This window comes from Microbacterium sp. Bi128, from assembly GCF_918698205.1.
Genome location: NZ_CAKKMM010000070.1, coordinates 1 through 14,017, shown reverse-complemented (window position 1 = coordinate 14,017; position 14,017 = coordinate 1). Strand labels below are relative to the sequence as shown.

General features: G+C 70.2%; 11 protein-coding genes and 1 pseudogene. 5 read left to right on the top strand and 7 right to left on the bottom strand.

The annotated features are described in order from the left end of the window. The 4 genes and pseudogenes from LQV45_RS07970 to LQV45_RS07955 all read left to right on the top strand — a co-directional run. A pseudogene (locus LQV45_RS07970) lies at nucleotides 1-312 on the top strand (hypothetical protein); the annotation flags it as partial. Next, nucleotides 309-2,204: a YhgE/Pip domain-containing protein gene (locus LQV45_RS07965; protein WP_230006526.1), complete on the top strand. Its 1,896-nt coding sequence runs from the start codon at nucleotides 309-311 to the stop codon at nucleotides 2,202-2,204. The pseudogene LQV45_RS07970 and the gene LQV45_RS07965, both read left to right, overlap by 4 nt. A gap of 78 nt (nucleotides 2,205-2,282) precedes the next feature. After that, nucleotides 2,283-2,825, top strand: a complete 543-nt coding sequence (locus tag LQV45_RS07960) for an SRPBCC family protein (protein ID WP_230006525.1) — start codon at nucleotides 2,283-2,285, stop codon at nucleotides 2,823-2,825. Between the two features lie 204 nt (nucleotides 2,826-3,029). Next, nucleotides 3,030-4,988 (top strand): MDR family MFS transporter, encoded by a 1,959-nt coding sequence (locus LQV45_RS07955; RefSeq protein ID WP_230006528.1) that lies wholly within the window; start codon nucleotides 3,030-3,032, stop codon nucleotides 4,986-4,988. A gap of 105 nt (nucleotides 4,989-5,093) precedes the next feature. Here LQV45_RS07955 and mnhG read toward each other — a convergent pair whose 3' ends face one another. The 7 genes from mnhG to LQV45_RS07920 form a co-directional block, all read right to left on the bottom strand. After that, nucleotides 5,094-5,468: a monovalent cation/H(+) antiporter subunit G gene (mnhG, locus tag LQV45_RS07950; protein WP_230006527.1), complete on the bottom strand. Its 375-nt coding sequence runs from the start codon at nucleotides 5,466-5,468 to the stop codon at nucleotides 5,094-5,096. Between the two features lie 2 nt (nucleotides 5,469-5,470). Beyond that, nucleotides 5,471-5,737, bottom strand: a complete 267-nt coding sequence (locus LQV45_RS07945; protein ID WP_138174101.1) for a monovalent cation/H+ antiporter complex subunit F — start codon at nucleotides 5,735-5,737, stop codon at nucleotides 5,471-5,473. Continuing rightward, nucleotides 5,734-6,348, bottom strand: a complete 615-nt coding sequence (locus LQV45_RS07940) for a Na+/H+ antiporter subunit E (RefSeq protein WP_230006524.1) — start codon at nucleotides 6,346-6,348, stop codon at nucleotides 5,734-5,736. Before LQV45_RS07940 ends, LQV45_RS07945 begins: the two co-directional genes overlap by 4 nt. After that, a complete protein-coding gene (locus LQV45_RS07935) occupies nucleotides 6,345-7,904 on the bottom strand; it encodes a Na+/H+ antiporter subunit D (RefSeq protein WP_230006523.1) in 1,560 nt (519 codons plus the stop codon). Before LQV45_RS07935 ends, LQV45_RS07940 begins: the two co-directional genes overlap by 4 nt. Further along, a complete protein-coding gene (locus LQV45_RS07930; protein WP_230006522.1) occupies nucleotides 7,901-8,518 on the bottom strand; it encodes a Na(+)/H(+) antiporter subunit C in 618 nt (205 codons plus the stop codon). The genes LQV45_RS07935 and LQV45_RS07930 overlap by 4 nt, the downstream gene beginning before the upstream one ends. After that, a complete protein-coding gene (locus LQV45_RS07925) occupies nucleotides 8,515-11,448 on the bottom strand; it encodes a Na+/H+ antiporter subunit A (protein ID WP_290370220.1) in 2,934 nt (977 codons plus the stop codon). Before LQV45_RS07925 ends, LQV45_RS07930 begins: the two co-directional genes overlap by 4 nt. Nucleotides 11,449-11,543: 95 nt before the next feature. Continuing rightward, entirely contained in the window at nucleotides 11,544-12,593 is a 1,050-nt protein-coding gene (locus LQV45_RS07920) for a LacI family DNA-binding transcriptional regulator (protein WP_230006520.1), read from the bottom strand. 75 nt (nucleotides 12,594-12,668) lie between these two features. On the opposite strand from LQV45_RS07920, the gene LQV45_RS07915 reads away from it, so the two are divergent. Further along, nucleotides 12,669-13,910, top strand: a complete 1,242-nt coding sequence (locus LQV45_RS07915) for a sugar MFS transporter (protein WP_230006519.1) — start codon at nucleotides 12,669-12,671, stop codon at nucleotides 13,908-13,910. The last annotated feature ends 107 nt before the right edge of the window (nucleotides 13,911-14,017 follow it).

Sequence of the window (14,017 nt, the reverse complement as noted above, 5' to 3'; positions counted from 1 at the left end):
GGCATCGGCCTGGAGTCGCTGGCATCCCTGCCGATCGGCAATGTCGAGCCGGCGCAGCGGATCCGGATGCTGCTCGAGCTCGCCGCACTCCGCCGGGGCGTCGAGGGGCTCGTGCTCGTCGCCCCCGACCGTCACGGCGGCGAGCCCGGCGCGTGGTGGCGCATCGCCGAGGAGTTCGCCGAACGCGGATACGCGGTGCTCGTCATCGCCGGGGAGGCCTCGCGCACGACCCTGGACACCTCCGACCAGACCACGCGACGCGGCCCCGCTCCCGTCACGACCGACGGCACCCGGCAGGAGGACGTGCGGTGAAGATCCCCCAGATGATCACGGCGGAGCTGCGCCGCCTCACGGCGACCCGCATGTCGGTGCTCGCCCTCGTGGCGCTCCTGGCCGTGCCGATCCTCTACGGCGGCCTGTACCTGTGGGCCAACCAGGACCCGTACGGCAACCTCTCGCACGTGCCCGTCGCCCTCGTCGTCGACGACCGCGGCGCCGACATCAACGGCCAGCAGCGCAATCTCGGCGACGAAGCGGCCGACCAGCTGCTCGGCGGCGACACGTTCGAATGGCACCGGATCGACGCCGAGCAGGCCTCGACAGGACTCGAGCGCGGCGACTTCGACTTCATCGTGACGATCCCGTCCGACTTCAGCGACGCCGTGGCATCCCTGTCGAGCGGCGCGCCGCGACAGGCCGCGATCGAGCTGCGCACGAACGACGCCAACAACTACCTCGCGTCCACGATCGGCTCGCAGGCCGTCTCGCGGATCCAGGCCTCGGTCGCGCAGAAGGTCGTCGACGAGGCCGGGCTTACTCTGCTGGATGCGCTCCACACGATCCGGGTGAGCCTCGTGGATGCCACGACCGGCGCGACGCAGCTCGTCGACGGTCTCGGCACCGCGAAGAACGGGTCGGCGCAGCTGGCCTCCGGTTCGGCGCAGCTCGCCGAGGGCACCGCCCGGCTCTCGGACGGCGCGGCGCAACTGCGCGACGGCACCGCGCAGCTGCGCGACGGGTCGGCGCGCGTCGCGGACGGCGCCCAACAGGTGGCGGGCGGGGTCGACCGTATCGACACCGTCGCCCGCCAGGTCGGCACGGCCGCTGGTGAGGCCGCGGCGCTGCTTCCGCAGGCCCGCAGCGACATCGCGGCCGCCCTCGCCGACGCCGGGGTCGACCCGCAGAAGGTCGACGAGGTGCTCTCCCGACTCGACCCCGTCGGCCAGCGCCTCGAGACGGCGAACGCCCGCGTGCAGGACACCGTGACGCAGATCGACCGCCTCGACTCCGGCGCCCGCCAGGTCGCCGACGGGAGCGCCACGCTCGCCTCGGGCGCGGCCGGCGCCGCCGACGGCGCCTCCGCTCTCGCCGACGGCGCAGCCACCGCGGCCTCGGGCGCCGCGCAACTGCGCGACGGGGCGAGCGCCCTCGACGGCGGTCTCGGCCAGCTCTCGGACGGGGCGGCGAAGCTGCGCGACGGTCTGGCGTCGGGCGTGCAGCAGATCCCCGACTCCGACGACCAGACCCGCCAGGCGCAGGCGGCCACGATCTCCGACCCGGTCAGCGTCGGGTCGACGTCGGTCACCAAGGCGCAGAACTACGGCGCCGGCCTCGCGCCCTTCTTCGCGGCACTGGCCGGCTGGATCGGCATCTACGCGCTGTTCCTCATCGTCAAGCCGGTCTCCAAGCGCGCCGTGACGGCGCTGCGCTCCCCCTTCCGCGTCACGCTCGCCGGGTGGCTCACCCCGGCCGCGCTCGGCTCGGTGCAGATGGTGGGCCTGTTCACGGTGCTCGCCGTCACGCTGCAGTTCTCGTTCGCCAATCCGTTGGCCGCGCTCGGCATCCTGCTCTTCGCCTCGGCGACCTACGCCGCGATCGTGCTCGCGCTGAACGTGTGGCTCGGGTCGGTCGGTCAGTTCCTCGGCCTGGTGCTGATGGTGCTGCAGCTGGTGACAGCGGGCGGGACCTTCCCCTGGCAGACGCTCCCCGCGCCACTCGCCGCGCTGCACCACGTGCTGCCGATGGGCTACGTGGTGGATGCCATGCGGCAGGTGATGTACGGCGGAGACCTGGACCGCGTGGGCACGGACCTGCTCGTGCTCGGCGCCTGGCTGGTGGGTGGCGTGCTGCTCGCCGCGCTGGGTGTGACACGCATGACGCACCACCGGACGCTCCACGACCTGCAGCCGAGCCTCATCGGCTGAGGTCGCGACGAGCGTCGAGAGCGCGCGCGGAGCCCCCGGCGGAATAGGGTCGGGGGACGAGGACCGCGAGGGGATGCCATGGCCAGCCGCAACACCCGCCTGATGCGCTGCACACCGGACGACCTGTTCGCCGTGCTCTCCGACGGCTGGCTGTACCCGGTCTGGGTCGTGGGCGCGGCCCGCATGCGCGATGTCGACGCGGAGTGGCCGCAAGAGGGCACCCGGATCCACCACTCGCTGGGGGTGTGGCCGGTGATGCTGCACGACACGACCGAGATGGTGGAGTGGGACCCGCCGCGCCGGGTGCGACTGCGCCCCAAGGCCGGACCGCTGGGACGCGGTGTCATCCGTTTCGACGTCCGTCCGCACGGCGACGGGATCGCCGTCACGATCGCCGAGGAGCCCGTGTCGGGGCTGCCGGCGCTGCTTCCCGGCATCCTGTGGCGGCCTCTGCTGCGGCTGCGCAATCACGAGTGCCTGACCCGTCTGGCCTTCCTCGCCGAGGGCCGTCGCGAGGAGCGAGAGGCGGGCGAACTCGAGGCCCGCACGCACACACCGGACCCGTCCGAGGGCTCCGCCTCACCGCAGGCCGAGAGCGACGCGGCCGAAGCCGAGATCTGAACCTCGGGAGAACGCGCCCGCGCGAGGCCTCGCCAGCCGTATAGTTGACAAAACACAACTTCTTTTCGGCACCGGCGACACCCGTCTTCCCGGTCCACGTCGCGCGCCTCTGCCGTGCGGCATCCCTTTTCGGCCCTCTCGCCCTCCCGAGGAAACGTGACCACTGCTGCCGTGTCGACCCCGACCACCCGAAGCACCCCGGTGATGACTCACCGCCAGATCCTGTTCGTCATCTTCGGGCTCATGGCCGGGATGTTCCTGTCCGCGCTCGACCAGACCATCGTCGGCACCGCGATCCGCACCATCGGCGACGACCTCAACGGCCTCAGTCAGCAGGCCTGGGTGACCACCGCCTACCTGATCGTGTCGACGATCTCGACGCCCATCTACGGCAAGCTCTCCGACATCTTCGGACGACGCCCGCTGTTCCTCATCGCCATCGTGATCTTCATCCTCGGCTCGATCGCGGCGAGCTTCTCGACCTCGATGGTCGAACTCGCCGCCTTCCGCGCGATCCAGGGCCTGGGCGCGGGCGGACTGATGTCGATGCCACTGGCGATCATGGGCGACATCCTCGCCCCGCGCGAGCGCGCCAAATACCAGGGCTACTTCCTGGCCGTCTTCGGCATCTCCTCGGTCATCGGACCGCTCGTGGGCGGACTGTTCGCCGGCGCCCCCGAGATCCTCTTCATCGCCGGCTGGCGCTGGGTGTTCCTCATCAACGTGCCGATCGGCCTCGTCGCCCTGGCCATCGTGCTGCGGTTCCTGCACATCCCCCGCCACCCGCATGGATCGGTACGCATCGACTGGTTCGGTGCGGCGACGGTCGTCATCGCCCTCGTGCCACTGCTGCTCGTGGCCGAACAGGGCCGCGAGTGGGGCTGGACCTCGCCCATCGCGATCGCCTGCTACGTCGTCGGCGGCCTCGGCATCCTGGCCTTCATCCTCATCGAGCGCACGATGAAGGACGACGCCCTCATCCCGCTGAAGCTCTTCCGTTCGTCGACGTTCTCGATGGCGACCGTGATCGGCATCTTCGTCGGATTCGCCATGTTCGGCGCGATGCTGACCCTGCCGCTGTATCTGCAGCTGGTGCTGGGCTCCAGCCCGACCGAGAGCGGGTTCCAGCTGCTGCCGATGATCCTCGGTCTCATGATCTCGTCGATCGTGAGCGGCCAGATCATCTCCCGCACGGGCCACTACCGGATCTTCCCGACCATCGGCACCGCCTGCATGGCCCTCGGCTTCTTCACCCTGACGCTCGTGCGGTACGACACCTCGTACTGGCAGATCGCCGGCTCCATGCTGCTCATCGGCCTCGGCCTCGGCCAGCTGATGCAGACCCTCACCATCGCCTCGCAGAACTCGGTCGGCCCGCGTGACATCGGCGTGGCCACCTCGGCATCCACCTTCTTCCGTCAGATCGGTGGAACCCTGGGCACGGCGGTGCTGCTGTCGCTGCTGTTCACGCTCGTACCGGTGAACCTGCAGGCGAACTTCCGCGACCCCGCGTCGCTGACCGACGCCCTGGATGCCGCCCTCGACCCGACGGTCGCAGCGGCTCCCGCCAACCAGGGCATCATGCAGAAGGTCTACGACCCGTTCGTCGAGAAGCTCTCGGACGGCGCCCTCAGCGGTGCGCAGGACGGTATCGCGCAGGCGAAGACCGCCGCCGCCGACGCTGTCGCGCAGCAGGTCGCGGCGGGCACGATTCCGGCCGCCGCGCAGGACCAGGCCACCGCGGCCGCGCAGACGCAGGCGATCGCGCAGGCCGGCGCCGCGATCCAGCAGCAGGTCCCGGTCGCCCGGGTCGCCGCCGACGGCACCGTGACGCTCGACTTCTCGGATGCCACCGCGCGCCGCGCCTTCGTCGACCAGGCCGTGCCGCAGATCATCGACGCGTCGGGCTCGTCGGACTCCTCGTTCGACAACAGCACGATGGACGACACGTCGTTCCTGAACGGCGCCGACCCGCGGCTGAGCAAGCCGATGCTGGTGTCGTTCAACGAGTCGACGACCAGCGTCTACTGGGTCGGCATGGCCGTCGCGCTCATCGCCTTCGTGCTCACGCTGTTCTTCCGCACGCCGCCGCTCCGCGCCAAGTCAGCGCTGCAGGAGTCGGCCGACGCCGAACGCGAGCCCGAGCCCATCGCGCTCGGCTGAGGCGCGCCGACGCCCGCGGCGGCATCGCGATAAACGCCGTTCCTGCTGAGACACGCTGCGACGCCGCGTGTCTCACCACGGACGGCGTTTATCGCTGGGGTGCCCTCAGCTCTCGGGGCGGGAGGGAGCGGCGATCGAGCCGCCGTCCTCGGTGCGGTGCTGCAGGTCGTCGACGTACAGGCCGGCCTCGTCGATCGTCCGGTTGCGGTAGGCGGCACGGCCGACCATGTGCGCGGCGAGCGGCGCGGTGGCGAACTGGATCAGCACGATCGGGATGCCGAACGCCAGCGCCTCCCACGTGCGCAGCGCCAGCACGACCGCGGTCACGATGAGCACCACGCCGAGCACTTGCGGCTTCGTCGCCGCGTGCAGACGTGAGGGCACATCGCGCCAGCGCAGCAGACCGATCGTCGCGGTCAGGCACAGCACCGCGCCGATCAGCACGAGCACGAGGGCGACGACGTCGAGCACGGATTCCAGGGTCACCGGGGGTTCTCCTTCCGCGCCACGAAGCGGGCCACCGCGATCGACCCGAAGACGCCGACCGCGGCGATGATGAGCATCGTCGGGAGTGAGCGCGTGTGGTGGTTGATGACCATGTCGGCCCCGAGGATGCACAGCACCTCGGTCAGCAGCACGTCTGCGGCGACGGCGCGGTCCAGGATGGACGGACCGATGACGAGCCGGATGAGCGCCAACACCGCGGCGACGGCGAAAACGACGAGGATGACGATGACGAGAGCGGTCATAGCGGGGTCCGTCCGTCGCGGGGCGAAGCCGCCCCGTGGTGGGCGTCCTCGTCGGCCTGGGCGATCTGGCGACGCAGATCGGCGAGCTGCTCGCGCGAACCCACGGCCCGCGTGATGCGCGCCTCCCAGCCGAGCACGACGCGGCGGTGGTGCTCGGCATCCTCGTCACTGCGGATGCCGATGGTGTGCAGGAAGAGAGTGCGCCCCTCGCGGTCGACGTCGATGATCAAGGAACCGGGGATGAGGGAGGCCGTCACCGCCGTGTGCGCCATGATGACGTCGTCGTCGACGCGCAGCGGAACCGCGATGATCGCCGCACCCGGCGGCCGCCGGAAGTCCAGCACCTGCCACGCCACGACGAGCGAGCCGCGCACGACGGCGGCGAAGAACGTCGCGACGAAGACGAGTCCGTACCAAAGGTTCAAGCGGCCCGACAGGTCGACGGGCGGAAGGCGGAACACACGGGTGACGAACACGGCGGCCACGAGTCCCGTGATCAGCGCCAACCACGTCAACTGTCCCCACAGCAGCATCCACAGCGCGACGAGGATGACGAAGAAGGGCAACTGCTGCGCGAAGAAGCCGAACTGCGACCGGCGTGAGGGGCTCATCGATCAGCCACCTGTTCCTGCAACTGCACGAGCGTGATGCCGTCAGTGATGCGCTCACCGGCGCGCAGGCACACGTCCAGCAGCGGGCCGGCGAACACCGTCAGCGAGAGCGTGACGACGACCATCCCCGCCGTCGCGAACGTCATGATGCGGGGGATCGTGCGGCGCTCGGTCGAGATGGATGCCGCGGGGGCGTTGCCCAGGTAGGCGATCCGCTCGAGGGTCTCGGTGGAGTCGTTCTCTTCGCGCCAGAACGAGAGGTTCCACGCCCGCATGAGCGCGTACAGCGTGAGGATCGAGGTCGCGATGCCGCCGACGATCAGCACCATCATCACCGGCGTCCCCACCTGGGCACCGGCGTCGAACAGCGCGTACTTGCCGATGAAGCCCGAGAACGGGGGTAGTCCACCGAGGTTGATCGCCGGGATGAAGTACAGCACCGCCAGCAACGGGGCCGCACGCATGAGCCCCTTCACCTTGAGGATGGAGGTGCTCCCGGCTCGGCGCTCGATGAGGCCCACGGCCAGGAACAGGGTCGTCTGCACGATGATGTGGTGGACGATGTAGTAGATCGTCGCACCCACCGCCAGCGGGGTGTTGATCGCCAGCCCGAAGATCATGTACCCGATGTGGCTGACCAGCGTGAACGACAGGATGCGTTTGAGCTCGGCCTGCGCGACCGCGCCGAGGATGCCGACGATCATGGTCGCCAGCGCGACCATCATCAGCAGGAAGTTGAGGTCGTTGTCGACGAACAGCTGCGTCTCGGTGCGGATGATCGCGTAGACGCCCACCTTCGTCAGCAGGCCGGCGAACACCGCCGTGACCGGCGCCGGTGCCGTGGGGTAGGAGTCGGGGAGCCAGAACGACAGCGGGAAGACGGCGGCTTTGATCGCGAACGCGAGCAGCAGCATGAGGTGCAGGATCGTCTGGATGTCCTGCGGCAGCTGCGCCATCCGCTCGCTGATCTGCACCATGTTCACGGTGCCGAGGGCGCCGTAGACCATCGCGATCGCCGCGAGGAAGAGGATCGACGACACCAGCGAGACGACGATGTAGACCACGCCGGTGCGGATGCGCGACTCGGTGCTGCCGAGAGTGATGAGCACGTACGAGGCCACGAGCAGGATCTCGAAACCGACGTAGAGGTTGAACAGGTCGCCCGCGATGAAGGCGTTGAAGATGCCCGCACCCAGGATCAGATACGCCGGATAGAAGATCGAGACCGGGGTGTCTTCGTCGTTGTCGGCAGCTCCCTGCCCGATCGAGAACAGCAGCACCGCCAGCAGCACGATGGCCGACACCATCACCAGCAGCGCCGCCAGGACGTCGACGTACAGCACGATGCCGAGCGGGATGTCCCACCCGGCGATCGCCACGGCGATGGGACCGGTGGTCGTGTCGACGGCGACGAGCAGGATCGCGGCGAGCACGAGCACGAGCGTCAGGGATGCCACCGACACGACGATCTGCGTCTTCTTGCGGCGACCGAAGACGAGGTTGATGGCCGCGCCGATGAGGGGGATGCCGACGAGCAGGGGAACCAGGGCGCTCACGAGCGATCACCGTCCTCGGGATCGCGGGCATCGTCCTCGGCGTCGCCGATGCCGCCCTCCGGGCCGCGGGTGTCGCCTTCGGGCCGGGTGCGGCGGACGGCGACGCGGTCGACCGGGGCATCGTCCACCAGGTGCGAGAGGTCGCCCTGGTGCAGCACGCGGATGGGTGAGACGTCGTCGCCGACGAAGTCGGTCGTCACATCGTCGTCGTCCGAGCGGGATTCGTCGTCGATGGCATCCTCGGGCTCGGATGCCGCGCGCTCGCGGAGCGCGACATCCTCGGCGTCGTCGACCACGGTGTCGGCCTCGCCGAGCTGCCACGAACGGTAGATGAGGGCGAGCAGGAACGCCGAGATGCCGAAGGTGATGACGATGGCGGTGAGGGTCAGCGCCTGCGGCAGGGCGTCGGACATGTCGGCGGAGTCGGTCTGCCCGCCGTCGTAGAACGGCGCCATGGCCGGGCGGCCCATGACGATCAGCAGCAGCAGATTGGCCGCGTTGCCGAGCAGCAGGAAGCCGATCAGCACGCGGGTGAGGCTGCGCTCGAGCATGGCGTAGACGCCGCACGCGAAGAGCACGGCCATGATGACGACGAGGACGAACGAGATGGTCACGGAAGCGTCACCGCCTCGGTGTCGACGGCATCCTTGGACTGCCGGTCGACCTCGGCGCCGAGACTGCGGAGGACGTCGAGCACGAGGCCGATGACCACGAGGTACACACCGACGTCGAAGATCGTGCTGGTGACGAACTCCCAGTGACCGATGACGGGGATCTCGCCCTCGAACGTGAAGCTCTGCAGCGGTGCGAACCCGAAGAACAGCGGGACGATCGCGCAGAGGACGGCGATCGCCATGCCCGCGCCCAGCAGTCGCCCCGCGTCGGTGGGCGCGGCGGCGCCGAGCTCCCACCGCCCGCCGGCGATGTACCGCATCACGAGGGCCATGCCCGCGACGAGGCCGCCGGCGAACCCGCCACCGGGGAGATTGTGCCCCGCGAAGAGCAGGTAGAGCGAGACGATGATGATCACGTGGAAGAGCACCCGGATGATGATCTCCATCAGGATCGACCGGTTCTCGGGCTGCACCTTCGACCCCGAAATGAGCCATGCGCGCGGGGCGTCGGACTCTCCCGCACGCTGCGCACGCACACCACTGTCGGTCTCGATGAGCGGCCGGCGGCGGCCGAGGCCCACGCGGCTGCGGGCGGTGCCGGACCGGCGGCGGGAGAGGTTGTCGCTGCGATCGGTGATGAAGACGAGGGATGCCACGCCCGTGGCCGCGAGGATGAGCACCGACAGCTCGCCCATCGTGTCCCAGCCGCGGAGGTCGACGAGCGCGACGTTGACGACGTTGCGGCCGTGACCGATCTCGTACGCGAGGGCGGGCCATTCCAGCGAGATGGGGAGGTCCTGCCGCGCACCGGTGGCGACGATGGCGACGATGGCCATCGTGAGTCCGACCCCGACGCCGAGCGCCGCCCGCGCCAGGGGCGCGACGGAGGCGTTGTGCTCGCCCATGCGGGCGGGGAGCCGGCGCAGGACGAGGGCGAACACCACGAGGGTGACGGTCTCGATGAGCACCTGGGTGAGCGCGAGGTCGGGGGCGCCGCTCGTGCCGAAGAGCACCACCATGCCCAGCCCCGTCACCGACACCAGCGCCACACCCGTGAAGCGCTTGCGTGCGCGGACGGCGAGGATTCCGGCGGCGATCATGATGGGAGCCGCGATGAGCTGCGCGGGGGACTGCCACGCGTCGAGCTGCGCGCGCCACTCGTCGGACGCGATGAGCGCGGTGCCCTCGGCGACGACCAGCACGACGAAGATCGTCCCGACGTAGAAGGGCAGCGATCCGCGCTGGAAGCGCGCCGTCGTCCACTCCGACGTGCGGTCGATCCCGCGCACGACGGCGTTGTAGACGTCGTTCGCCGTAAAGGGGAGGACGCGCCGCCGACGGTGCAGCTGCGTGCGCCGCACGACCCAGAAGATGGCCGCACCCAGTGCCAGGGTGCCCAGCGACAGGAACAGCGCAGGCTCGAGACCGTGCCACAGCGCGAGGTGGTACGGGTACTCGGGCGCCGGGACTCCCGCGGTCGCCTCGGGCAGTCCATCGGCGTACGGCGCGAGCCACCCGTCGAGCATGGGGGCGAGGAAGCCCAGCGCGAGGGTCGCCCCCGACAGGAGCACGGGGGAGGCGAGGAACCCGATCGGCGGGTCGGGCCACTCGGTGCGCTCGATGGAGGGCTTCGTCCAGAACGCGCCCCAGAGGAACCGGATGCCATAGGCCGCCGTCAACGCGGAACCGGCGACGACACCGAACAGGGCGACGAGGCCCCAGGGCGCTCCGGCGGTGGCCTCGTGCCACAGCGCCGTCAGCGCCGTCTCTTTCGCCACGAAGCCGAGAGTGGGGATGACGCCCGCCATCGACGCGATCGCGATGAACGAGGCGGTCGCCATGACCGGCGCCTGCCGGCCGAGGCCCGAGAGTTCCCCGATGTCGCGAGTGGAGAGCTGGCGGTCGATGACGCCGACGACGAGGAACAGGCACGACTTGAACAGGGCGTGGCTGAGCAGGAGTGCGACGCCGGCGAGAGCGGCATCCCGAGTCCCGTACCCGAGCATCACGGTCAGGAAGCCGAGCTGGCTCACGGTACCGAAGGCGAGGATGCGTTTTAGGTCGCGCTCGCGCAGCGCCTGGAAACCGCCGAGGAGCATCGTGAACACGCCCAACGTGATGAGCGTGGGCCGCCAGAGCGGAGTGTCGGCGAACCCCGGGGCGAGGCGCGCGACGAGGTAGATGCCCGCCTTCACCATCGCCGCCGCGTGCAGGTAGGCGCTGACCGGCGTCGGGGCGGCCATGGCGCCGGGCAGCCAGAAATGGAAGGGGAAGATCGCGGACTTGCTCAGCGCACCGACGAGGAGGAGCAGCACGGCGACGTCGACGACGGGGCCTACGGGCGGGTCCGCGAGGATGGCCGACAAGCTCGTGGTGCCGGACTGGACGACGATCAGCACGACACCGATCAGCATCACCAGACCGCCGAGCGTGGTCACCAGCAGCGCCTGCAGGGCGGCACGGCGGCTGGCAGCGCGACCGTGGTAATACCCGATGAGCAGGTACGACAGGACGCTCGTGACCTCCCACAGCATGATCAGCACGACGATGTCGTCGGTCAGGACGAGGCCGTACATCGCTCCGGCGAAGGCCAGGAGCACCGCGGAGAACTGGCCGACGCCCTGCGTCTTGCCGCGGAAGTACCAGCGGCAGTAGAGCATGACCAATGCGCCGACCCCGGTCACGACCAGCGTCAGGAGCCAGCCGAGCGTGTCCATGCGCATCGAGAGCGAGATGCCGAGCCCCGGGATCCAGGAGTATTCCTCGAAGGGAATGTCGCCGGAGAAGACGGCGGGGGCCTGCACGATCGCGTATGCGAAGGCGAGTGCCGGCAGAACCGCTGCGACGTAGAACGCACGAGCTCCGATGCGGGCCACCAGGAGAGGCAACAGCATCGGGACGAGCGCGAACGCGCCGAGGAATGCCAGCAGCGTGGGCCTCCTCGGGGTCGACGGGCAAATGCCCGGGCTCTCGGGGTGTGGACTCTTATTCTACCGGGAGCATCCGTAGCCCTGCGCCGAGGACCTCATGTGGTACGCGGCGGGGCGGTCGTCGTGCCCACCCGGAAGACGCACGTGAGGTCCAGGCCGGCGGGCGTGGATCCCTCGATCATCGCCGATACGGCCTCGCCAGCGGCCCGGCCCTTGGCGGTCGCCGGCTGCACGAGCGTCGTGAGCACGTGGGGCGCGAGACCATCCACGACGACACCGTCGAAGCCGGTCACACTGACATCGAGCGGCACGCGCAGACCGGCTTCTTCGGCGGCCCGGATGACCCCGGCGGCCAGCAGGTCGGTCTGTGCGATCACGGCGGTGGGACGCCGGTCGGGATCGGCGAAGATCGCGCGCCCGGCGATCGCGCCCTCGTCGATCGAGCTGCCGGCGGCGGCCAGCGCGGGGGCCTGTGGGAAGACCTCACGCGCACCGGCGAGGCGATCGGCGGTCACGTGGACGCTCACGACGGCGTCATCGGCGATCCACCCGCGGCGTCGCTCGATGTCGACGGGGAGAGTGACGAGCACGACGTCGCGGTGACCGAGATCGGCCACATACCGGGCCGCCTCGCGCTGGGCCTCGACGTTGTCGAGCAGGACGCGGGGAACGCCCGGCCCGGCATCGCCCTCGACGACGACGACGGGGATGCCGCGGGCCCGCACGATCTCGAGCGAATCGCGCAGGCGCGGGCTGCAGCCGATCAGCACGGCGGCGTCGATCGGAGCGGTCTGCAGCGAGGGCTCGCGCACCATCTCGCCGTCGTCGCGCAGGAGGAGCAGCGCCGCCCCGAGACGGGAGACGCCGTCGGCGAGGCCGTCCATCATGTGCGTGGTGACGGGATCGAGGAAGGCGGTCCCGAGGTGCTGGTCGAAGACGACGCCGACGATCCCCGATCTGCCGCGGCGCAACGAGGCCGCTCGGGGGTCGGGCCCGGTGTAGCCGAGTTTCGCGGCCGCGGCGAGCACGCGGGCCCGCGTGGCTTCGGAGGTCGGCGTGTTGCCGCTGAAGACCACCGATGCCGTCGACGCGGAGACGCCCGCCTCTCGGGCGACGTCGCTGATGGTGGCGCGGCGCGTGCTCACCGCCTGATCGTACCTCCCCTCCCCGCCGGCTCGAATCGATTCGATCTGCGAGACCATCCTCGATACTCTGGCGACATGGATTCCGTGCTCACCCGTGCGCGCCTCGTGCGCTGGTACATCGCGATCTGCGCGATCTTCCTCGCCAGCGGGCTGAGCATCTCGACGTGGGCGTCGCGTGTGCCCGCCATCCGCGAGTCCCTCGGCATCGAGAACTCCGGCGTCGGCCTGCTGCTGCTGGGCATGGGGGTGGCATCCATCATCGGCCTGTCGGTCGCGCCCGTCATCATGGCCCGGCTGGGTGCGCGTCGGGGCATGCTCGCGGCGCTGATCTGCGTCGCCGTGGGTGTCGTCATCATCGGGCTCGGATCGGACACGCTCCAGCTGTTCGGCGTCGCCCTCGTCGGTCTCGCCCTGTTCGGGTTCGGCAACGGATCCGTCGACGTCATGATGAACGTCGAGGGCGCCGCCCTCGAGAAGGCCACGGGGCGCACCGTGATGCCGCTGCTGCACGCCTTCTTCAGCTTCGGCACCGTGATCGGGGCCGGGATCGGCTTCCTCGCCGTGCGCGGGAACGTCGACGTGATCGCGCACTGCGTCGCGATGGGCATCGTGATCGCGGTCGTGGCCGTCGTGGCGATCGCGAACGTGCCCGCCCGGGAGACGGCCATGGATGCCGCGCCCGCCGAGCAGCGCGCGCACTGGCGCGAGCGGCTCGGCGAGTCCCTGTCCGCGTGGCGCGAGCCGCGGACCTACACGCTCGGCGTCATCATGCTCGGTATGGCCTTCGCCGAGGGCAGCGCCAACGACTGGCTCCCCTCGGCGGTCGTCTTCGGCCACGGCGCCCCCGAAGAAGCGGGCCCGGCCGTTCTGGCGGTGTTCTCGGTCGCGATGACCCTCGGGCGTCTCGCGGGCGGGCCGGTCGTGGACCGTTTCGGGCGCGTGTGGGTGCTGCGGATCCTCGCGGTCACGGCCGCCGCGGGCCTTCTGCTGTTCATCGTCGCGCCGTTCGGACCGCTGGTCTACATCGGCGCCGCCCTGTGGGGTCTCGGTGCCTCGCTCGGCTTCCCCATCGGCATGTCGGCCGCCGCCGACGACCCCGCCAAGGCAGCCTCGCGCGTCGCGGCCGCCGCCACGATCGGCTACGTCGCATTCCTGTGCGGCCCGCCGATCCTCGGGTGGATCGGCGACCACATCGGCCTGCTGAACACGCTGCTGATCGTGGTCGGTCTGATCGTGGCATCCGGGCTCTTCTCGGGGGCCGCGAAGCCCCTCGTGGTCGCCGACGACGCGGAGGCCGAGCCCGCCCCGCAGGCCTGACGCTGTCTTCCGCGGTTCACGCCCCGGTTCAGTGCGCGAAGCCGGTCGTGGGCCGTTTGCGCGGGATGGGGGCGCTCAGGGCCTCGAGGAACGCGACCTCCTCGCGG